Origin of the sequence: Paracoccus chinensis, assembly GCF_900102885.1 — a bacterium.
GTDB classification, from domain to species: Bacteria; Pseudomonadota; Alphaproteobacteria; order Rhodobacterales; family Rhodobacteraceae; genus Paracoccus; species Paracoccus chinensis.
This window is the reverse complement of the sequence record NZ_FNGE01000006.1, coordinates 172,931-193,964: the sequence shown is the minus strand read 5'-3', so window position 1 is coordinate 193,964 and position 21,034 is coordinate 172,931. Positions and strand designations below refer to the sequence as shown.

Annotated in this window: 14 protein-coding genes and 1 tRNA gene; 10 read left to right on the top strand and 5 right to left on the bottom strand. The window is 68.0% G+C overall.

Annotated elements, in window-relative coordinates; all coding sequences use genetic code 11:
• Window positions 1-43 precede the first annotated feature (43 nt).
• Window positions 44-571 carry a tripartite tricarboxylate transporter TctB family protein gene (locus BLQ03_RS08500; protein WP_090754817.1) on the top strand — a complete coding sequence of 176 codons (528 nt, stop codon included), beginning with the start codon at window positions 44-46 and terminating at the stop codon, window positions 569-571.
• Window positions 571-2,064, top strand: coding sequence for a tripartite tricarboxylate transporter permease (locus tag BLQ03_RS08495; protein ID WP_090754815.1), 1,494 nt, complete (start codon window positions 571-573; stop codon window positions 2,062-2,064). The genes BLQ03_RS08500 and BLQ03_RS08495 overlap by 1 nt, the downstream gene beginning before the upstream one ends.
• A gap of 176 nt (window positions 2,065-2,240) precedes the next feature.
• Here the strand turns inward: BLQ03_RS08495 and BLQ03_RS08490 are convergent, their stop codons facing one another.
• Window positions 2,241-3,320, bottom strand: a complete 1,080-nt coding sequence (locus BLQ03_RS08490; RefSeq protein ID WP_139166673.1) for a phosphatidylglycerol lysyltransferase domain-containing protein — start codon at window positions 3,318-3,320, stop codon at window positions 2,241-2,243.
• A gap of 169 nt (window positions 3,321-3,489) precedes the next feature.
• On the opposite strand from BLQ03_RS08490, the gene BLQ03_RS08485 reads away from it, so the two are divergent.
• The 4 genes from BLQ03_RS08485 to BLQ03_RS08470 all read left to right on the top strand — a co-directional run bounded on the left by BLQ03_RS08485 (window position 3,490) and on the right by BLQ03_RS08470 (window position 10,246).
• Window positions 3,490-4,323 carry a DUF6635 family protein gene (locus BLQ03_RS08485; RefSeq protein WP_245688750.1) on the top strand — a complete coding sequence of 278 codons (834 nt, stop codon included), beginning with the start codon at window positions 3,490-3,492 and terminating at the stop codon, window positions 4,321-4,323.
• A 181-nt stretch (window positions 4,324-4,504) separates the two neighbouring features.
• A complete protein-coding gene (locus BLQ03_RS08480) occupies window positions 4,505-6,784 on the top strand; it encodes a CehA/McbA family metallohydrolase (protein WP_090754808.1) in 2,280 nt (759 codons plus the stop codon).
• A 272-nt stretch (window positions 6,785-7,056) separates the two neighbouring features.
• A complete protein-coding gene (locus BLQ03_RS18275) occupies window positions 7,057-7,656 on the top strand; it encodes a heme oxygenase-like domain-containing protein (protein ID WP_175558801.1) in 600 nt (199 codons plus the stop codon).
• Entirely contained in the window at window positions 7,649-10,246 is a 2,598-nt protein-coding gene (locus BLQ03_RS08470) for a GAF domain-containing protein (protein WP_175558800.1), read from the top strand. The genes BLQ03_RS18275 and BLQ03_RS08470 overlap by 8 nt, the downstream gene beginning before the upstream one ends.
• A gap of 89 nt (window positions 10,247-10,335) precedes the next feature.
• Here the strand turns inward: BLQ03_RS08470 and BLQ03_RS08465 are convergent, their stop codons facing one another.
• From BLQ03_RS08465 to BLQ03_RS08455, 3 genes are all read right to left on the bottom strand, one after another.
• A complete protein-coding gene (locus BLQ03_RS08465) occupies window positions 10,336-10,845 on the bottom strand; it encodes a cell wall hydrolase (RefSeq protein WP_090754802.1) in 510 nt (169 codons plus the stop codon).
• A gap of 155 nt (window positions 10,846-11,000) precedes the next feature.
• A complete protein-coding gene (locus BLQ03_RS08460; RefSeq protein WP_281200997.1) occupies window positions 11,001-11,900 on the bottom strand; it encodes a DMT family transporter in 900 nt (299 codons plus the stop codon).
• A 384-nt stretch (window positions 11,901-12,284) separates the two neighbouring features.
• Window positions 12,285-12,374 (bottom strand) — tRNA-Ser (locus BLQ03_RS08455).
• 108 nt (window positions 12,375-12,482) lie between these two features.
• Here BLQ03_RS08455 and BLQ03_RS08450 point away from each other — a divergent pair.
• The 4 genes from BLQ03_RS08450 to BLQ03_RS08435 all read left to right on the top strand — a co-directional run bounded on the left by BLQ03_RS08450 (window position 12,483) and on the right by BLQ03_RS08435 (window position 18,132).
• A complete protein-coding gene (locus tag BLQ03_RS08450; protein ID WP_090754799.1) occupies window positions 12,483-13,382 on the top strand; it encodes a hypothetical protein in 900 nt (299 codons plus the stop codon).
• The gene (locus tag BLQ03_RS08445; protein ID WP_245688748.1) at window positions 13,379-14,458 is read left to right on the top strand and encodes an NUDIX domain-containing protein; all 1,080 of its coding nucleotides are present in this window, start codon (window positions 13,379-13,381) and stop codon (window positions 14,456-14,458) included. The genes BLQ03_RS08450 and BLQ03_RS08445 overlap by 4 nt, the downstream gene beginning before the upstream one ends.
• Before the next feature lie 72 nt (window positions 14,459-14,530).
• Window positions 14,531-15,562 carry a cysteine synthase A gene (locus BLQ03_RS08440; RefSeq protein ID WP_090754797.1) on the top strand — a complete coding sequence of 344 codons (1,032 nt, stop codon included), beginning with the start codon at window positions 14,531-14,533 and terminating at the stop codon, window positions 15,560-15,562.
• 5 nt (window positions 15,563-15,567) lie between these two features.
• A complete protein-coding gene (locus BLQ03_RS08435) occupies window positions 15,568-18,132 on the top strand; it encodes a mechanosensitive ion channel family protein (protein ID WP_139166671.1) in 2,565 nt (854 codons plus the stop codon).
• 103 nt (window positions 18,133-18,235) lie between these two features.
• Here the strand turns inward: BLQ03_RS08435 and gyrA are convergent, their stop codons facing one another.
• Complete coding sequence (gene gyrA, locus BLQ03_RS08430; RefSeq protein WP_090754793.1) at window positions 18,236-21,010, bottom strand: DNA gyrase subunit A; 2,775 nt, start codon at window positions 21,008-21,010, stop codon at window positions 18,236-18,238.
• Window positions 21,011-21,034: the final 24 nt, after the last annotated feature.

Genomic DNA, 21,034 nt, shown 5'->3' with positions numbered 1-21,034 from the left:
TGGCGCCGCGGACCTTGTCATCCACGGACATGGCGGAGGGGCGATGGGACGGACAGGGGTGGGCAGCCGCGATCTGGTGCTGGGAACCGTCTGCCTGACGATGGCGGGGGCCCTGGTCTGGATGTCGCGCGACCTCAAGGCCATTCCCGGCCAGCATTATGGGGCCGACACGCTGCCGAACGTCATCGCCGCGCTTTCGGCGGCGGTCGGGCTGTGGATGGTTGTCTCGGGCCTGCGGGGCGGCGCCGATGCCAGCCCCGGTGACGACGAACTGGCCGCCATGCAGGCCGAGGCCGCCACCCTGCGCGATCCGCACTGGGCCCGAAAACCCGCGTCATGGGCGCGGCTTGCGGCGGCGGTCATGCTGGTGCTGGCCTACATGGCGCTGTCGGTGCCTTTCGGCTTTCTTCCGGCGGCTCTGGTCACGCTGCTGGGGATGCTGCTGCTGATGGGCGTGCGGCCTTTTACCGCGCTGCTGATCGCCGTGCCCGCGATCGTCGCCACGCGCTATGCCTTCGGCGACCTGCTTCTGGTGCCGCTGCCGCGCACCCCCTTCCTGGGAGGCTGGTGATGGTTCTCGCGCAGGCGCTGCAACTGGTCCTGACGCCCGAGGTGCTGATCACGATGGTCCTGTCGGGGGCCTTCGGGATGTTTGTCGGCGCCATGCCGGGCCTTACCGCGACAATGGCGACGGCGCTTCTGGTCCCGGTGACCTTCTTCATGGAGCCGGTCCCGGCCATCGCCGCCATCGTCACCGCCGCCGCCATGGCGATCTTCGCGGGGGACCTGCCGGCGGCGCTGCTGCGCATCCCCGGCACCCCCGCCAGCGCCGCCTATGCCGAGGACGCCTGGTGCCTGACCCGGGGCGGGCAGGCGGCGAACGCGCTGGGCGCGCTGCTGGTGTTTTCGGCCATCGGCGGCACCTTCGGCACGCTGGTCCTGATCCTCGCCGCCCCGGTACTGGCCGAGGTCGCGCTGGCCTTCTCGTCCTTCGAGTATTTCTGGCTGGTGGTGCTGGGGCTTTCCTGCGCGATCTTCGTGTCGCCCGGCTCGGTCCCGCGCGGGCTGATGTCGCTGGCGATCGGGCTGGCCGTGGCCAGCGTCGGCTTCGACAACCCCGCCGGTCAGCCGCGCTTCACCTTTGGCAGCGTCGACCTGATGGGGGGCGTTCCCTTCATCTGCGCGATGATCGGCCTTTTCGCCACGGCCGAGGTCTTCCGCGCCGTCGTCGCCCCCACCCGCCTGCGCCGGGCCGAGCGTCCCGACACCTCCGGCCTGTTCCGCACCCAGTGGCAGAACATCCGCCGCTATCCGAAACAGATGATGCGCGGCAACATCCTGGGCACGCTGATCGGGGCGCTGCCGGGCGCGGGGGCCGACATCGCCTCCTGGATCAGCTATGCGGTGTCCAAGCGGTTCTCGAAGACACCCGAGCGTTTCGGCAAGGGCCATGTCGAGGGGCTGGTCGAGGCAGGCTCCTCCAACAACGCCGCCGTGTCCGGGGCGTGGATTCCGGCGCTGGTCTTCGGCATCCCCGGCGATTCCATCACCGCCATCGTGATCGGCGTGCTTTACATCAAGGGCATGAACCCCGGCCCGACGGTGTTTCTGGAACAGCCGCAACTGATCTATGCGCTGTTCATCGTGTTCCTGCTGGCCAACCTGATCATGCTGCCGCTCGGCTGGGCGGCGATCCGGCTGGGCGCCCGGATGCTGTCGGTGCCCCAGAACATCCTGATGCCGGTCATCCTTCTGTCCTGCGTGGTCGGCGCCTTCGCCATCACCAACTCGCTGTTCGGAGTGGTGGTGATGCTGGTCTTCGGCGTGATCGGCTTCGCGATGGAGGAACTGGACGTCCCCATCGCGCCCGCGATCCTCGGGATGGTGCTGGGGCCGATGCTGGAAAAGAACTTCGTCACCTCGATGATCAAGGCGGACGGCGACCTGCTGGCCTTCTTCGAGCGCCCGATCGCCGCGGGGCTCGGGGTCGCCACGATCCTGTTCTGGCTGCTGCCTGCGATCCGCTGGGCCCTGGCGCGCAGACGGTCAGCGGCGGCGGTCTGACGGCTTTGACCGCCAGGGCGGGCGGCCTCGACCTGTGGAAGTCACGCCGTCGCGACACCGGGGAGATGGCGCTTTGCTACTGTGCTCCTGTCCCCCCTTGGGACCGCATGGCCGCATGCCTGAGTTGTCCGCAAGTCAGCCCCCGGTCGCGGCGCTCAGCCGCACAGGAAGAAAGTTCAGTTCATCTGCGCGCCGAAACGGCCATGCATCTCGACCGGCCGGAACTGCTGCTTCAACTGCTGCAGCCCCTTGCGGCCGCTGTCCCCGGAGTCGTTGAAGCACGAGAGATCAGGATAGGCTTCCATCAGCCGGTAGCGCAGAAGCTCTGGGAGGCCGGGGAAGCGGGGGTCCGTGTGAAAGAGATAGGCGCATCCCATCTCGCTCGAAAGCCGGCCCCCGAAGGCGAAGCCCCTTGCTTCGCCGTCGATCTCGGCGACCATTCCGGTCAGCAGGGGATAGGTGAAGCGGTCTGACTGCGCCAGGCAGGCCCGTGTTGCGTAGCTTCCGACGGTCAGCTTTATGCCTGCCGCGACCATCCTTTCCTCCCAGTCCTCCAGCACGGCGAGGCAGGCGGGCTCGTCCGCGGGGCGGTAGGGCCGGATTTCAAGGTTGCTTGTCCTGAGGGCGCCTGAGAGTTCTCGCCTCAGCCTGCTGAAGCCTGAACCTTCGAGCTTCATGACGGCAGCGCGATCATAGATGAACTCGTCCATCTTGAAGAAGACCGAGAATCCCGCGCGCGCGACCTTGGGGACGTCCTCTTCGGCGACCCAATTGATCCGGGCGGACTTGCTCTTGTTGAAATGCTGCATCCGTTCCAGGGCGTGATGCAGCGCCGCGGTGTCGAAAGGCATCGGTGGCAGGTACAAGGTCATGCGCGTGCCTCCGGCGTTCCGTCGCCGGATCTGATAGACGAGGACCGTGTCTCCATGCCGCTCCCAGCGGAGCCGGCCGTCGCTGCCGTAGAAATGCAGGAACGGGAAATAATGGATGTAGGAACGCGCCTTGGCCAGGTCGCAAGCTGCGACAAAGGTGTCGGCATCCCGGGCACCGACAGGCGCGAGGCCGTCCAGATCAGGGACAGGCTGCGGTCCTGTTGCGCTCATCTTCTGGGGATACATGGGGCACCCGAGGCTTCCACAAGGTGGCTTGTGTGAAGCATGCCTTTCACCTTGTCCCGCATCAAGGTGAGAAATCATGATGGCAGCGTCCTGACTGTGTCCCCGCGATGAAGGACGTCGCACGGGAGTTGTCGGCATGGCATGGTGGAAAGGGCATGGCCCGTCCGAGGTTCTGCAGGGGACAGAAGGGACTGCTTTCTGGAATAATGCTGAACGGATAAAGTTAAGACCGTCTGCAAAGCTTGAGGCCTAGCCCCATCCCTTTGATCCCTTTCCCCACCGGCCTGCAGACTGGCGGGCCAGTCTGATGAGGTCCTGCGCCTCCATGCACCATACCCCGACCGAGATGCCGCGGGATGCGGAAATCCGCCGCTTCGTCCGGGCCAGATACGGCCTGAAGGGCACCTTGAGCCTGCACAGGGCGGCGCTGCCTTGGGACATGCTGCGGGCACCCGTCAACGTGACGCTGTCGCCCCTCTTCCTGCTGATCAGGCTGGGCGCCGGGCTTGCAAGGCTTTGCCGGCTGCCCCGGCTTGGGCAATGGCTGGACAGCCGCAGGATCTTCCTGCCTTCGGATCTGTCGCGCCGGCTGGAGACCGACCTGAGGGACTTCGTCTCCCGGCTCGACCTGAAGGGGCTGGGGCCGGAGGCCTCGGAGGAGGAGATCGGGGCCGCGATCTCCAGCCATGTCGAGACGCGCAACGCGGTGGCCGAGATCACGACCTCGCTGATCGTGGTGCTGGCCGGGCTGCTGCTGTTCCATCGCGCCACCCCCGGGGTCATCTCTCTGGCGGGACCGGTGGCGCATCTGAGGGCGCAGGCGCAGGCCATCGAGGACTTCGCCCTGGGCAGCTGGATCGGCCGGATGTGGTACGGGCTGTTCCCGGCCGAACTTTCCACGGCCGAGCTTCTGTTGGCGGGACTGCTGCTGACCGGGGCCGCCTCGCTTGTGACCACCTTTGCCGGCCTGCTGGCCGATCCGGTTCAGCTCTGGACAGGTATCCACCACCGGCGGCTGCGCCGCATGCTGGATCGGCTCGACCGCAAGCATGCGCCACCTGCCCTGGAACGCGAGCATCTTCTTGCCCGCGCAGGCGACCTCGGCGACATCGCGGCCTGGCTGTGGCGGAACTGGAAGTAGGGAGAAGGAGGAAATGCCCGCCATCCCGCGGCTGTCACGTTTCAAGCGTGGGGACTCCTGCCTCAGCCTGCGCGGGAGTCTGCTGTGCAGTGCGGCACTTGGCTGTTCTTGACCGGGGCAGCCCGGGGTGCGTCTAATCGTTGCTCTTGCGGCTTATCCCAACACAGGAAGGTTCCCCCGGATGAATGCACGTTCAGCACTGATTGGCGGTGCGGCCATTGTCTTTGGCCATGCGGCCTTCGCCGACGTGACGGTGACGCGGGGACCGACCCCGATCCCCGACGGCGAGGCAGTCGCCGCCGGCGACATCACGGTGCAGAACGACCATCTGGCCTTCACCCTGGCCGTTGAATCGCAGGCCCCTTGGGGCGTTCCGCGGGGCGTCATCGTCGATATGGCCCCGGTCAGGAACGGCGTGCCCGATCTCGATCGCATCGCCTTCGCGGATTTCATTCCCAACAACTGGTCCGGCTGGCCGAACACCCGCCAGCAGGTCGAGGTCGTGACCGAGACGCCCGAAAAGGTGGTCATCCGCGTCATCCGCGATTTCGGCGAGGCCGAGATCCAGACGACCTACACGCTGGAGGAGGGGTCGGATCGCATCCATCTTGCGACCACCATGACCAACAACGGGTCCGAGGTGCTGGCCGACCACATGTCGGGCTTCACGCTGTGGCCGGACACCGGCTACCTGTTTTCCGTGCCGGGGCTGGCTGGCGAGGACTCGGCCACTGCCGAGAAGGCACTGTCCGACCGCGTCGTGGCCTATGACCGCGACTGGTTCATTGCCCTGCACGCGCCCTATTTCGACCGCATCGAGTACAAGTCGAAGGACCTGTATCTGCTGCATTCGCTCGCGCCCGGAGAAAGCCGGACCTTCGAGGGATGGCTTCAGGCCGGGCCCTCGGGGGACCTCGCGCCCGTTGTTGCGGCAGAGATCGACCGCGCGGAGACGCCGGGCGGCACGCTGACGGGCCGGATCGCGTCGGACGGCAAGGCCGTCGAGAACGCGGTGCTGGTGGTCGAGAAGGAAGGCGCGCCCTTCGCCTGGACCCTGACGCCGGACGGAACCTACTCGATGACCCTGCCCGCCGGGGAATACCGCATCTACGGGACGGCCGAGGGATATTCGCAGTCCGCGCCCCGGACGCTGACCGTGGTCGCAGGCGAAAGCACGACGCTTGATTTCGGCGACCTGCAGCCGCCGGGAACCGTGTCCTTTGCCGTGACCGACACATCGGGCAAACCGCTCGATGCCAAGATCGGCATCGCCGAAGGCCAGACGCCGGTCGTCGAGTTCCTGGGCCGGCGGACGTTCTTCACCGAAACGGATGCACCCGGGAAGACGCAGGCGACGCTGGCGCCCGGCGATTACGTGCTGTCGGTCGGCCATGGCGCGGGCTTCCTCGGCAAGGCAAGGGAGGTTCCTGTCACCGTCGCCGCCGGCGGCAGGATGGATGTCCCCGTGGAACTCGAACTGCTGGCGCGCCCGTCTGAACAAGGCTGGTTCGCCTCAGACATGCACCATCATGCCGACCAGCTCGAAGGCACGACGCCGCCTGCCGATCTCGTCCGCAGCGAACTGGCGGCCGGGCTGGACCTGATCTTCGTCAGCGACCACGACACCACCGTCAACCATGCCGAGCTTGCCCGCATCGCCGAAGCGCGGAACATCCCCTTCATCCCCTCGGTCGAGCTTTCACCGTCCTGGGGGCATTTCAACGCCTATCCGCTGACCCTGGGCGAGCCGCTGCAGATCGACACCTCCACCGCGACCGCGGCCGAGGTCCTTGCCGAAGCCCGCCGCCTCGGTGCCGATGCCATCCAGTCCAACCATCCGTTCATCCCCTATGGCTACCTCGCCAGCCTGGAGGCCGGGACGGTGCCGGGAGGATTTGCGACCGGGATCGACCTTCTTGAACTGAACGGCCCGGAGGACGACGCGAAGGTGTTCGAGCGGGCGGGCCAGCTCTGGACCCGGGGGCAGCGCATCTATCTTTCCGGCGGCTCGGACGCCCATGACGTCTGGGTGGACGAAAGCGGGCAGGCCCGCGCCTATGTCCATGTGCCGGGCAGCCTGACCGCCGAGGGCTTTGTCGCAAACCTGAAGAACGGCCATGCCTATGTGACCCGTGGTCCCCTCATCATCCCGTCGGTGATGTTCGGCTCGGACCTGAGGGCGCAACCCGGCGAACCCCTCGGGCTGTCCTTCGACCTGACCGCCGCGAACGGTCTTGCCAAGGCGACCCTTGTCGGGCCGCAGGGCGAGATCGAGAGCCGCAGCCTGGACGCCGCCCCCCTGTCCGGGACGGTGGAGTTCGAGACCGTGATGCCCGAGACAAGCGGCCAGGACGCGCAGTGGGTCGCGCTTGTCGTGGAGGATGCCGAAGGCAAGATGGCATTCACGAACCCGATCTGGCTGAAGCCTCTCACCCAGGCGGACCTGCTTCCCTCCAGGTGACCTGTAGGCGGCCGAGCAGTTCTTCAGAGGGGCAGGCAGACGACACTTGATCTGGTCGCGCAGCCGGGCTGCGCGCATCACCTTGCGTTGCGTGTCCGCGGGCCAGCCGCTGCCGGGCCTAAGCGTCAATCTGTCGTGGAAATGGCCGCGTTCCGCGACGGCCTGAACCGGGCGCTTGCCAAGCGTCCCCAGGGCTGTCACCTGCAGTCCTTGGGGCCGTCATGGGGCGTCTTGCCCTTGACACCTCCTCTCAGGACGTGAGGGTAGTCCCCTTGCTCGGCGTCCTTGTTGACGCGTGTCTTGCCGAAAGTGGGATATTGAACCAGGCTGAAAGCCTCCGCACCAGATTGCGAGACGACACGCGTGCCGCGCATGAGCGCGTCGATGCCGCCTACCGATCGTGCGATATCGCCGGACCGCACGGTCTCGGCCTGTTCCTGTCGGATCACCTGCGCGCCTTTTCCGCCCTGTCGCTGACGGAGGGCGCGGGATACGCCCAGGCCCAGGCATTGCGCGCAGAGTATCGCCACGCGCTGGAAGCCGATCTTGCCGCCCTGGGTCTTCCGCTGCCTAAGGCTCGCGAACAGCTTCGGGTCACGGCAGTTCCGGCGTTGTATATCTTCCTTGGATCGCGGCGCGGTGCGCAGATGATGCACCGTCACTGGTCGGCTTCTGCCCGGGGCGAGGCCCGTTCGGCCGGCAGGTTCCTGTCACTGGACCCGCGCAATGCCGACTGGCGCAGGCTTTGCCTCGGCCTGTCCGCGCGGCCGGCGCAGGGACCCGAGGCCGATCACATGGTTGCCGAGGTCAACGCCATCTTCGGCTTGTTCGATCCCCGGTCCGCCTCCGTTCCGAAAGGACGTCATGACTGAAACCACGCTTCCGAGGATCGCCGCCGAACCGGCCCACGACACCGTGACGCAAGAGATGATCGATGCCTGCGCGCAGGAGCAGATCCAGTTCCTGGGCCATGTCCAGGACTTCGGTTGCCTGCTGGTCGTGACGACGCAATGGATCGTGCGCAATGCCTCGGCGAACTGCGGGGCGACCCTGGGGCTCGAGCCCGGCTCGCTGATCGCGCAAAGGCTGACCGACATCCTGCCCGCATCCACCATGCACACGTTGCGCGGCAAGGTGCAGGTCATGGGCCGGACCGATCAGGGCATCCGACTTTTCGACGTGGATGTGTTCGAGGATGGCCGCGGCTTCGACATCGCCATACACAGGGACGGCTCCGTCTTCCTGATCGAGTTCGAACGCAAGAAATCCGACCGCGTGCGCGACCCCGGCGCCGTGGTGCAGTCGCTGGTGCCCCGGCTTGTGCGTGCGGAGGACCAGGACGAACTGTGCGCCATCGCGACGGATGCGGTCTGGGCGCTGACCGGCTTCGACCGGGTGATGGTTTATCGCTTCGAGCCGGATTTCAGCGGCGTGGTGCTTGCCGAAACGCTCAGCGGGGCGGGGGCAAGCTACATGGGCCACCGCTTTCCCGCCTCGGACATCCCGCCGCAGGCGCGGGCGCTTTACACGCGGAACCTGATCCGGATCATCGCGGACGTGGATGCGCAGGTCCATCCGATCGTGCCCCCGCATGCCCCGAACGGCGTGCCCACCGACCTGTCGCTGTCCATCACCCGCGCGGTGTCCCCGATCCATCTGCAATATCTGCGCAACATGGATGTGCGGTCGTCGATGTCGGCCTCGATCCTGGTCGAAGGCGAGCTGTGGGGGATGATCGCCTGTCACCACGAGCAGCCGCATTACGTCGATTACGAGACCCGTTCCGCCATCGAGCTGTTCGCCCGGCTGCTGGCCTATGAGCTTGGGTTGCGTGCGCGACAGGAGGAAAGCCGGCAGGGCGCGGCGGCCCTCGAGGCGCATGAGCGGATCTCGATCATGTTCGAAAGCGCAACCGCCGCGACCCCGGATCTGGCCGCAGTTGCCCGCGAGATCGGCCGCGCGATCAGGGTGGACGGCATCGCCCTGAGGGTCGGCGGCCATTATCACGTGTCCGGACTGGTTCCCTCTCCCGAGGAATTCAGGACATTGATGGATCACGTGGCCCGCAACGGGTCGAGCCGGGTGTTCAGCGCCGACAACCTCGAGCAGGTCTGTCCCGGCACCGTTCCGCAGGATCGCGGGATCGGGGGCATGCTGGCACTGCCGATCCACAGCCGCCGCAGCGACGGCGTGATCCTGTTTCGTCGTGAGATGACACAGGACCTGATCTGGGCCGGCCGGCCCGCAAAGGAGAAGCTGCCCGATGGCCGCCTGTCGCCGCGCACCAGCTTTTCGGCCTGGCGCGAGCAGCGGCGCGGCTTCTGCGAAAGCTGGACTGCGGGTGACCTTGCCGCGGCCGAGGTGCTGCGCGTCAGCCTGCTGGAGATCACGCTGCGCCTCAGCGCCGAACGCGACCGCCGCAGCACCACCCGCAACGAGCGGCAGGAGGTCGTGATCGCCGAACTGACGCACCGGCTGCGCAACGTCTATTCGACGGTTTCGGCCGTTATCGAGTCGGGGGCGGATGGCGGGGACCCCGCTCTGCAGGCCTATGTCGCCGAAACGCAGGAGCGGCTTGCCGCCATGAAGCGGGCAAGCGACGTCCTGACCGACCGCGGGCAGCAGGAAACCTCGCTGCGCCAGCTGATCCTGGACGAGGTCCGCGTCTATGGTGGCTCGGCCGGCGAGCGGGTGGAATACGTTGGCGGCGACGTCATGCTGTCGTCCCGGCAGCGCTCGGCCCTGACGCTGGTGATCCATGAACTGACGACCAATGCGGTGAAGCACGGGGCGCTGGGACCCTCGGGCGGGCGGCTGCAGGTGAGCCTCGGCGAATGGAAGGGCGGGGTCGAGATCCGGTGGCGCGAGCGCGGAGGTCCGGCCGTGTCTGCGCCCCATCGCGTGGGCTTCGGCAGCGCGCTGATCGAACAGGCGATTCCGCACGAACTCGGCGGGACGGTCACGACCAGCTTTGCCCCCGAAGGCTTCGAGATGACGATGCAGATCCCGGGTCTTTCGATCCGGCCCGAAGCGCCTGCGCCTGCGGCCCAACTGCGGCCTGCGCCGGCCCAGGCGGACGACATCCGCCTTTCGGGCCGCGTGCTGGTTGTCGAGGACAACATGATCATCGCCATGAACGCCGCGCAGAGCCTGCGCAGGCTGGGGGCCGAGGATGTCGTGATCGCCGCCAGCCCCGACAAGGCCCTGTCGGTCCTGGATGAAACCACGCCGATCAGCTTTGCCGTGCTGGACCAGGATCTGAACGGCCTTTCATCCGAACCCGTGGCCGCGCAGCTCGAGGACGCCGGCGTGCCCTTCGTCATGGCAAGCGGGCTTGTGCCCGAGGCCGAGGAAGTCGGCGGCGTCTTCGGGCGCGCGGTCTGGATCGAGAAGCCCTACAGCAGCGAGGCCATCGGACAAGCCCTGCGCAGGCATTTCGGCGACCGCTTTCCCGAGAGGTGACCCCTTCGACCAGGAGGGAGGTCCGCTTGCGCAGGATGCAGCGGACGCGGGGCCGCAAGCCGGATTCCCGCGCCGTCAGTGCATCCTTGTCACGACCGCGGGCGGGTGATGCCCTCGATGGCAGGCCGGGGGACGGGCTGGGTCACATGCTCGGGCCTGCGCCGTTCGTAGAAGGCGTTCCCGCCCGTGGTCAGCACGTAATGCATGTTGTTGTAACCGGCCCGGTAGCTTGCCGCATGGAAGAACTGCGCGTCGCCGATCATCGGATGACGCTCGCCCCGCAAGACGGCGATCGCCGCCTCTCGGACCATCGGCGCCGAGCGCTTGTCCATCCTGCGCGTCATCACCCCCGGGGCGAACTGGTTCTTCTGCGAGACCACCCCGCAGACCGTCCGGGGATACTGGCGCGATGCGACCCTGTTCATGACGACGCTGCCGACCGCGACCATGCCGTCCCGGCTGGAGCGGTTCGATTCGAAATACATGGCGCGTTCCATGCATTCGAGTTCGGAGTGCCGCTTGAACATGCCGCACCCCGACAGGGCCGCCATTGCGGCTGCCATCAGGACGAGGTTACGGGCAGGGCGACGAGATCCCATGGGCTGCTGCTCTTCAGTTGAACTTGCCGCACCTTGTCCGGGGTGGCCGGGAACAGCAAGGCGTCGTCTGTCCCGTGGTGACGAGAAGTCTGCGAGAGGCCCGGCATCTGAGATGCCCGGCCGTGGAAAAACGGCGCGGTCGGGCTGCCGCAGGATCATGCGGCTGCCTTGGCCCTGCGGCTCAGCCGCAGGGCCGTGATCCCGGCCAGGATGATCAGGGTCGAGCCGGTCACCGTCCACAGGTCCGGCCTTTCGCCGAAGACCGTGACCCCTGCGACCATTGCGAAGACAAGGCGGGTATAGCGGAAGGGCGTGACCGCGCCGACCTCTCCGGTCCGCATGGCGATAGTCAGCGAGGTATAGGCCCCGATCCCCGCCACCGAGGCCGCCGTCAGTCCGAGCCATCCAGCCGCATCGGGCCGGACCGGCGCGGGACCGAAGGGCAGGGCGATCAGCCCCGCCACGATCAGCATTGCAAAACCCAGCACGCCCAGTTGCCGGAAGGACAGCGCCGGTGGTGCCGCACGGGTGGCGAGGTCACGCCCCGCGAAGCCCAGCATGCCCAGCACGGCAAGCAGCGACAGCGGCCCGAAGCCCTCGGTGCCGGGGCGCAGGATCATCAGCACGCCGGCAAAGCCCGTGGCCACCGCCAGCCAGCGCCGCGGCCCGATCCTTTCTCCGAAGATCAGTACCGCGCCAACCATCACCACCAGCGGCGTCGCCTGCAGGATCGCCGAGGCGGTGGACAGCGGCGTCAGCGCGATCGCCAGCATGAAGAACAGCCGCCCGACAATCTCGGACAACGAGCGCAGGATGATCGCCGGCCGCAGCATGGCACGGCTGACGGGCGGCTCGCCCGACCCCATCGCCCAGGCCGAGAAGGCAGTCACGCCGAACACGCCGAAGGTCATCAGCACCTGCCCGACCGGCAGGCTGCCTGCGGCGATCTTGAGCAGCGCATCCTCGACCGCGAAGCCCGCCATGGCGAGGCACATGAATGCGGCGCCCCGCCGGTTCCAGGCAGCACCAAGGCGGGAGGGCAGAGGCAAGTCCAACGGTTCGATCCTTCAGCTGTGGTCCTGCGGAGCCAGGCAAGTGTGCGCCGCAGGCAGGCCATTGTGCGGGTGAACTGGCCTTTGGCACGCCACCTTGGCAATATGGCTTGGCGTTGCAGAGGATCATCGACCGACGAGGTACGGCTTTCCGGAGCCGGAACTTTCCAGCCTGCCTTCGCCTTCCCCGAGTTCGGCATCACCTAGCTTCAAGTTCAAAGCGTGGGCAGGGCCCGGGTGAAGCCCACTTATGCCGCTTTCAAGGCTTTAGACCGCGGCCGGGAAGGAGAGCGCGATGAATGAGAAGGTCTGGGCTGCGCATCTGGCCACGCAGGCAGCATCGCGAGCTTTCTGGAGCTCTGATGTTCGTGGGGTCTGCCTTGAAAGTGGCGGAGAGGGTGGGATTCGAACCCACGGAACCCGTGAAGGCTCAACGGTTTTCGAGACCGCCCCGTTCGACCACTCCGGCACCTCTCCGCGCTTTGGGTGGTGCGGGGCATTTATCGGGGCGGGGGTTGAAGCGCAAGGGCTTTCGCGGAAAAATCGCACGGTGGCAGATGAGCCCGCGCCAGAGGACCCGTCCCGATGATCCGAACCGCATCCATCGGCCTGACCGGCCTCGTTCTGGCCGCCTGCTTGGGCCTTGCCCCGCCCCCCGCCTTCGCCCAGGCGCCGCTTGCGCCGGGGCAGGCACCGCCCCAGTTCCAGGCCGTGGATGCCGACCGCATCGTGGCCGCCATGCAGGTCGACCTGCTGGCCGACGTGCTTGCGGCCGAGATAGCCGCCTCGGGCGACCCCTTCCGGCCCGACACTCCGCCGCATGCGGGCCCGGACGACGGCTGGGGCGTAATCGTCGAACGGGTCGCGCCCGCGCAGAACATCCGCAGGGCGCTGCGTGACGGCATCGCCCGTGGTGTCGAAGGGCTGCGCGATCCTGCCGAGCGCGCCGCGGTGGCCGAGGCGCTGAGCTTCTGGGAAAGCGGCCTGGGCCGCCGCGTGGTCCTGCTCGAGATCGGCGCACGCGAGGCGATGGCCTCGCCGGATATCGAGGCCACGGCGCGGGAAAGCTTCGCGGCCGCTGCCGCCCGGAGCCATCCCCGCGCTGCGCAGGTGCGCGAGTTGATGGAGGCCGCGGACCTGGTCGAGCCGGCCGTCGCCGCCTCGCTGAACATCGCGGTGGCGACACTGCAGGGCGCGCAGGAGGCCGCGCAGGGCGGTGCGCGCAATTCCTCGATCCTTGAGGATGCCTGGGCGCAGGAGCCCGAGATCCGCGCCGACCAGACCGGCTGGATCGAGGCTTTGGTCTTCATGGCCAGCTCGCCCCTGTCGGATGCCGAGATGACCCGGCTGATCGAGGCCTCGGGCCACCCCGGAAACCGGCGTCTGGGCGCGATCCTGAACGAGGCCGCGACCGGCACCTTTGTCGAGATCGCGCGCAACCTGGGTCGCGCCTCGGCGCTGCGCCTGCAGGGCGAGCGTCTGTGAGCGCCCGTCTGCTGCTGGTCGGACCGCTGGCCGAGCCCGCGATGATGGCGGCCCTGGGGCTTGAGCCTGCGGGCGCCGCCGTGACCCTGCCCGGTCGGCTTTCGGGCGGCGGTCGCGCGGGGATCGCCCTCGACGGCTGGCCCGGCTGGGACCGAGAGGCGCCGGGCCAGGTCACGGCGCAACCGGTCGCGGCGAGTGAGGGGCTGAGGCGCTATGCCGAGATCATGGACCTGCAACCGGTCGAGGCGCCGCAGGGCAGGGTGATGGGCACGGTTCCCGGCACCCGGCCCGAAGACGGCCCGTTCCAGCGGGACCTTGCAGCCCGGGTCGCCGCCGACCTGCTGGCACGCGACCCGGACCAGCCCGCCGAGGCGATCCGCGCACGGCTGCCGATGATTGCCTGGTGGGCGGCCTCTCGCCTGCGCGCGGCGGCCGAGCGTGGCGAAGCCCTGCCGCCTGGCCCCAGGGACCAGGACCGGCTGCGGATCGAAAGCAGGCGCGAGCCCTATGGGCAGTATTTCTCGGTCGAATCGCTGCGGCTGACGCATCGCCTGCATCAGGGCGGCTGGTCCGAGCCGCTGGAACGCGCCGTCTTCGTTTCGGGCGACGCCGTCGTCGTGCTGCCCTGGGATCCGGACCGCGACCGGGTTCTGCTGGTGGACCAGTTCCGCGCGGGGCCTGCCGCGCGGGGCGACGGCCAGCCCTGGATCTACGAACCCGTCGCGGGCCGCATCGACGCGGGCGAGACGCCCGAGTCCACCGCCCTGCGCGAAGCTGTCGAGGAAGCCGGCCTGACCCTGTCCCGCCTGATCCCCGCGCCGGCCTTCTATCCCACGCCGGGGATCGCGGCCGAGTTCATCTATGGATTCATCGGCATCGCGGACCTGCCCGACGGCGTTGCCACCGTGACCGGCCTGCCGTCCGAGGGCGAGGACATCCGTGGCCAACTCGTGTCGCGCGACGAGCTGATGCGCATGGTGCTGGACGGCCGCATCGTCAGCGGGCCGCTGATGATTCTGGCACTGTGGCTGAACCGCATGGCGGATGAGCTGAAGCGGGGTCTCGCGCCTGGTTGACGCCTGCGCGAGCCGGGTTGCCCGCCCCGGCCGCTGCTGGTTTAACGGGGGCGACAAGGAAAGGCCCCGCTCATGCGCAACTGTCCCGACCTGGCCGCCGCGATCGGCCATACCCCCCTGATCCGCCTCAACCGCGCCTCCGAGGCGACAGGCTGCGAAATCTGGGGCAAGGCCGAGTTCATGAACCCCGGCCAGTCGGTCAAGGACCGCGCCGCGCTGTACATCATCAAGGACGCGGTGGCGCGGGGCGAACTGCGCCCCGGCGGCACGGTGGTCGAGGGGACGGCGGGCAATACTGGCATCGGGTTGGCGCTGGTCGGTGCATCCATGGGCTTCAAGTCCGTGATCGTGATCCCGGAAACCCAGAGTCAGGAAAAGAAGGACATGCTGCGGCTTGCCGGGGCGGAACTGGTCGAGGTTCCGGCCGCGCCCTACAAGAACCCCAACAACTATGTCCGCTATTCGGGCCGCCTTGCCGAGGCGCTGGCAAAATCGCTGCCCGGCGGCGCGATCTGGGCCAACCAGTTCGACAACACCGCGAACCGCCAGGCGCATCTGGAAACCACCGGCCCCGAGATCTGGGAACAGACGGAAGGAAAGGTGGACGGCTTCATCTGCTCGGTCGGGTCGGGCGGAACGCTGGCGGGCGTGGCGATGGCCCTGCAGGACAAGGGCGTGAAGATCGGGCTGGCGGACCCCGAGGGCTCGGCGCTGCATTCCTTCTATACCGAGGGCGAGTTGAGCGCGCCCGGCAACTCGATCACCGAAGGGATCGGGCAGGGCCGGATCACGGCGAACCTGGAAGGGATCACGCCGGATTTCAGCTGCCGCGTGCCCGACGACGAGGCGCTGCCGGTGCTGTATGACTTGCTGGAATACGAGGGCCTGTGCCTCGGTGGCTCGTCCGGGATCAACGTCGCGGGCGCGATCCGCATGGCGCGCGAGATGGGGCCGGGCAAGACCATCGTTACCATCCTCTGCGACGTGGGCACGCGCTACCAGACCAAGCTGTGGAACCCGGTGTTCCTGCGCAGCAAGGGCCTGCCGGTGCCCCATTGGCTGGAACGCGGGGTATCCTCGCTGCCGGACGTGACCGAGGCGTGACCTCCATGCACGTCGGTTCTGTTTGCGCCGCGCCCTCGCGGCTGGCGGCGGTTGCCCTTGCCTTGGTGGCGGCGCTGTGGCTGTCGCTGGCCACGGCTGCGCTGGCGCAGCCCGCCAACGAACTCGACTATGCCGCCTGGGAGCAGACGGCGGGCCGGGCCGAGCAACTGCTGGACGCCCCGGACACTCCGCCCGCCGCGCTGGATGCGGCGCGGGCCGAGGTCGCGGGCTGGCGCGAGCGCTTTTCCCAGGCGCAGACGCTGAACGCCCCGCGCATCGCCACCGTGCGCGAACAGATCGCCGCCCTTGGTCCCGCGCCCGCCGAAGGGGAAACCGAGGCCGAGGACATCGCCGCCCGCCGCAAGGAGCTGAACCAGCAGCTTTCGGAACTGCAGGCTCCCGGCCAGCGCGCGACCGAGGCCTACAGCCGCGCCGACAGCCTCGTGCGGGCCATCGACGAACAGGCGCGGGCCCAGCAGACGAACGAGCTGCTGCGGCTCAGCCCCTCGCCGCTGCTGCCGGCCAGCTGGGCTGCGGCGGCCGATGCGGGGATGCAGGTCGTCCAGGGCATCGTGCAGGACATGCGCGACCGGACCTATGGGGCCGCGCGCTCGGCCCTGATCGAGCGGGTCCCCGTGATTGTGATCCACCTGCTGGCGGCGCTGGGTCTTCTGATCTTCGGGCGCCGCTGGGTGGATTCGCTGCCCTCGCGGCTGTCCTCGCGGGCCAGCGATTATGCCCGCGACGCGGTCGCCTTCGCGGCCTCGCTGGGGCAGATCGTCATTCCGACCGTGGGCGCCTACCTGCTGGTCCGGGCCATCGACACCACCGGCCTGATCGGCCCCTGGGGGCGGCCGATCCTGATGGCGCTGCCGATTGCGGCGCTTCTGGTCTTTGCCGGGCGCTGGCTGGGGCGCCGCTTCTTCCCGATGAACAGCGACCCGCCGATCTGCTATCCGGACGAGCTGCGCCAGCGCGGCCGGATCTATTCGACCCTGCTGTCGGTGATGGTGGCGGCCCATTACGTCACTGCCCAGGCGCTGCTGCCACTGTCGGGCCTGCGCGCCGGCGCGCCGCTGGGCCGCCGCGTGCCCATGGAGATCAGCGAGGCCGCCGCCGCCGTCTGGCACCTGCCGCTTGTCGTTCTGGGTGCGGTGGTCCTGTATCGTCTTGGCAACATCCTGCGCCGCGCCCCCAGCTATACCACGCCGGGCACGCCCGGCTATCGCACCCGCGTGGTGGGCTTTGCGGGCAACCTCGCCCGGCTGGCGGCCGTGATCGCGCCGCTGGCGCTGGTGGTCGGCTTCGTCACCATGGCCAACGCCATTTTGTGGCCGATGGCGATGACGGTCGGGCTGCTGGCGCTGCTGATCCTGCTGCAGGAGTTCTCGACCGACCTGTGGGTCCTTCTGCGCCGCAACCGCAACGGGGCGCGCGACGACCTGACGCCGGTGCTGATCGGCTTCGCGCTGGTCCTTCTGTCCCTGCCGGTGCTGGCGCTGATCTGGGGCGCGCGGGGGACCGAGCTTGTCGAGGCCTGGACCCGGCTGCGGCAGGGCGTCACCCTTGGCGGCGTCCGGCTGTCGCCCGGCGCGATCCTGACCTTCATCATCGTCTTCACGCTGGGCTACCTGCTGACGCGGGTGGTGCAGGGAACGGTGCGCAACTCGATCCTGCCGCGCACCAAGCTGGACGAGGGCGCCAAGAACGCGGCCGTGTCGGGCTTGGGCTATGTAGGGATCGTGCTGGCGGCGCTGGTGGCGATCACCTCGGCGGGCATCGACATGTCCAGCCTGGCCATCGTCGCCGGTGCCCTGTCGGTCGGTATCGGTTTCGGCCTGCAGAACATCGTGTCGAACTTCGTGTCCGGCATCATCCTGCTGGTCGAGCGCCCGGTCGCGGTCGGCGACTGGATCCAGGTCGGCAACGCGCAGGGCTATGTACGGCGCATCTCGGTCCGCTCGACCCGCATCCAGACCTTTGACCGCACCGACATCGTGGTGCCGAACTCGGACCTGATCTCGAAGGAGGTCACGAACTGGACGCGCGGCAACCTGCAGGGCCGCATCATCGTGCCGGTGAACGTGGCCTATGGGGCGGATACGCGCCGCGTGTCGAAGATCCTGCTGGACATCGCCGAGGACCAGCCCACGGTCCTCATCAACCCCGCGCCTTCGGTGCTGTTCACCGGCCTTGTCAACGAGGGCATGACCTTCGAGATCCGGGCCATCATCTCGGACATCAACCAGGGCATGGGCGTTTCGACCGAGATCCGGCACCAGATCATCGAAAGGTTCCGGCGCGAGGGCATCGCCATCCCCTTCACCGTGCGCGACTTCTACAACGATGAGGGCACGGTCCTGTCCCAGGCCGCCGCCATTGCGGGCAAGACGCCTGACGACGAGGAGGAAGAGGGCGAAGGTGACGGCGTGCCGCTCAGGACGGCCGCTGCCGTCAGCCCGAAGCCCGCGGGCGGGAACGATCCCGAGGGTCTCGACCCCCGCATCGCCGGAGCCTCGTCGGGCGGGATGGAGGATGCGGGCGACAACGACAGCCCCGGCCAGCGCTAGGCCCACCTGTCCCGGCTAGCCGGCGTCTCAGCCGGTCAGCGCTTTCCAACGAGAAACGCCGCGCTTTTCCAGGCGCGGCGTTTCCGGTTCATGGGAGGGGATCTCAGCTTTCCGCTTCGACCGTGTCGATCTCGGGACCGCCGTTGCCGTCGCTCTGGTCGGCGACGCGGGCGACCGAGACGACCTCCTCGCCCTCGGCCGTGTTCAGGACGCGGACGCCGCCTGCCGAACGCGAGCGGAAGCTGATGCCTTCCACAGGCACGCGGATCGACTGGCCGGTCGAGGTCGCCAGCATGATCTGGTCGTCGCGCGTGACGGGGAAGCTCGCGATCAGCGTGCCGCCGCGCATGGCCTTGTCCATCGCCATCACGCCCTGACCGCCGCGCCCGCGCACCGGATAGTCGTGCGCCGACGACAGCTTGCCCGCGCCGCGCGCGGTCACGGTCAGGATCAGGTCCTCATGCGCGCTCATCTCGGCATAGCGTTCCGAAGACAGCGCGGCCTCGCTGACGTTCTCGTCCTCGTCCGGCTCGGCCCCGTCGTCCAAGGCGCCCTCGACGGCGCGGCGCATCTTGATATAGGCCGCGCGCTCCTCGGGGCTCGCCTCGAAGTGGCGGATGATCGACATGGACACGACGCGGTCGCCACTGGCCAGACGGATGCCCCGCACACCGGTCGAGTCGCGGCCCTTGAAGATCCGCACGTCGGTCGCCGGGAAGCGGATCGCGCGCCCCATGGCCGTGACCAGCATCACGTCGTCGTTTTCATCCGCGATGCGGACGTCCACCAGGCTGACGCCCTCGGGCAGCTTCATCGCGATCTTGCCGTTCGACTTGACGTTGGTGAAGTCCGACAGGGCGTTGCGGCGCACGTCGCCGTCCGAGGTGGCGAAGATCACCTGCAGCGCGTCCCAGTCCTTCTCGGGCACGTCCACCGGCATCAGCGCCGCGATCGAGGTGCCGCCGTCGATCGGCAGGATGTTGACCAGCGCCTTGCCACGCGCGGTCCGCCCGCCCAAGGGCAGCCGCCAAGTCTTGAGCCGATAGACCATCCCGTCGGTGGTGAAGAACAGCAGTTCGGTATGCGTGTTCGCCACGAACAGCGTCGTGACGACGTCGTCTTCCTTGGTCGCCATCGAGGACAGGCCCTTGCCGCCGCGCCGCTGGCTGCGGAACTCGCTGAGTGCCGTGCGCTTGACGTAGCCGCCCGAGGTGATGGTGACGACCATGTCCTCGCGCTCGATCAGGTCCTCGTCGTCGAGGTCGCCCGCCCATTCGACGATCTCGGTCCGGCGCGGAACGGCGAACAGTTCCTTCACCTCGCGCAGCTCGTCCGAGATGATGCCCAGCACGCGCTGGCGGCTGGCGAGGATCGCCAAATAGTCGCGGATGGCGTCGGCCAGCGACTGCAGCTCGTTCGTGACTTCCTGCACCCCGAGCTGCGTCAGACGCTGCAGCCGCAGGTCGAGGATGGCGCGGGCCTGCGCGTCGGACAGGTTGTAGGTGCCGTCCTCGTTCACCGGGTGCAGCGGATCGTCGATCAGCTTGAGATATTCGAGGATCTCATGCGCCGGCCAGCGCCGTTCCATCAGCCGGTCGCGCGCCTCGGCCGCATCGCGCGAGGCGCGGATGGTCGCCACGACCTCGTCCACGTTCGACACGGCGACGGCAAGGCCGCAGAGGATATGGCTGCGCTCGCGCGCCTTGCGCAGTTCAAAGGCCGTGCGGCGGGCGACGACCTCCTCGCGGAAGGCGATGAAGTAGGTCAGGAAGTCGCGCAGCGTCAGCTGTTCCGGCCGCCCGCCGTTCAGCGCCAGCATGTTGGCGCCGAAGGTGGACTGCATCGGCGTGAAGCGGAAAAGCTGGTTCAGCACGACCTCGGCGGTCGCGTCGCGCTTGAGCTCGATGACCACGCGCACGCCCTGACGGTCGGATTCGTCCTGGACATGGGCGATGCCCTCGACCTTCTTTTCCTTTGCAAGGTCCGCGATCCGCTCGATCAGCGTGGCCTTGTTCACCTGATAGGGCACGTCGTCCAGGATGATCGCCTCGCGCCCCGCGCGGACCGTCTCGATCCGGGTGCGGGCGCGCACGGTGATCGACCCGCGGCCTTCCAGATAGGCCTTGCGGATGCCCGAGCGCCCGAGGATCACGCCGCCCGTCGGGAAGTCGGGGCCGGGCACGATCTCCATCAGCCGCTCGGTCGGCAGGTCGGGGTTCTCGATCAGCGCCAGCGTGGCGTCGATCACCTCGCCCAGGTTGTGGGGCGGGATATTGGTCGCCATGCCGACGGCGATGCCGCCCGCGCCGTTGACCAGCATGTTGGGGAAGCGCGCGGGCAGGACGGTCGGCTCGCGGTCCTTGCCGTCGTAGTTGTCCTGGAAATCGACAGTTTCCTTGTCGATGTCCATCAGCAGCCAGTTGGCGGCCTTCGCCATCCGGACCTCGGTATAGCGCATGGCCGCGGGCGGGTCGCCGTCCATCGAGCCGAAGTTGCCCTGGCCGTCCAGAAGCGGCAGGGACATGGAAAAGTCCTGCGCCATCCGCACCAAGGCGTCATAGATCGCGGCGTCGCCATGCGGGTGGTACTTACCCATCACGTCGCCCACGGGACGGGCCGACTTGCGGTAAGCCTTGTCGAAGGTGTTGTTCGTCTCGTCCATCGCGAACAGGATGCGGCGATGGACGGGCTTGAGCCCGTCGCGCAGGTCCGGGATCGCGCGGCTGACGATGACCGACATGGCGTAATCGAGATACGCGGTGCGCATCTCGGTCGCGATGTCGATGGTAGGACCGTCATGGGGCATCACGGCGCGCTCGGGCGCCTCCGTGCCTTCGGGATCGTCCGTCGGCAGGTCGTCTTCGGGGGTATCGGCCAAGGGTTTCGCCTTTAGATGTCGTTG

Bases quoted from the DNA above. Each gene is read 5' to 3' on its own strand.
- BLQ03_RS08480 (WP_090754808.1), top strand. From the start codon at position 4,505: ATGAATGCACGTTCAGCACTGATTGGCGGTGCGGCCATTGTCTTTGGC.
- BLQ03_RS08465 (WP_090754802.1), bottom strand. From the start codon at position 10,845: ATGGGATCTCGTCGCCCTGCCCGTAACCTCGTCCTGATGGCAGCCGCA.
- BLQ03_RS08470 (WP_175558800.1), top strand. From the start codon at position 7,649: ATGACTGAAACCACGCTTCCGAGGATCGCCGCCGAACCGGCCCACGAC.
- BLQ03_RS08440 (WP_090754797.1), top strand. From the start codon at position 14,531: ATGCGCAACTGTCCCGACCTGGCCGCCGCGATCGGCCATACCCCCCTG.
- BLQ03_RS08500 (WP_090754817.1), top strand. From the start codon at position 44: ATGGGACGGACAGGGGTGGGCAGCCGCGATCTGGTGCTGGGAACCGTC.
- BLQ03_RS08490 (WP_139166673.1), bottom strand. From the start codon at position 3,320: ATGCCGACAACTCCCGTGCGACGTCCTTCATCGCGGGGACACAGTCAG.
- BLQ03_RS08495 (WP_090754815.1), top strand. From the start codon at position 571: ATGGTTCTCGCGCAGGCGCTGCAACTGGTCCTGACGCCCGAGGTGCTG.
- BLQ03_RS08435 (WP_139166671.1), top strand. From the start codon at position 15,568: ATGCACGTCGGTTCTGTTTGCGCCGCGCCCTCGCGGCTGGCGGCGGTT.
- BLQ03_RS08450 (WP_090754799.1), top strand. From the start codon at position 12,483: ATGATCCGAACCGCATCCATCGGCCTGACCGGCCTCGTTCTGGCCGCC.
- BLQ03_RS08485 (WP_245688750.1), top strand. From the start codon at position 3,490: ATGAGGTCCTGCGCCTCCATGCACCATACCCCGACCGAGATGCCGCGG.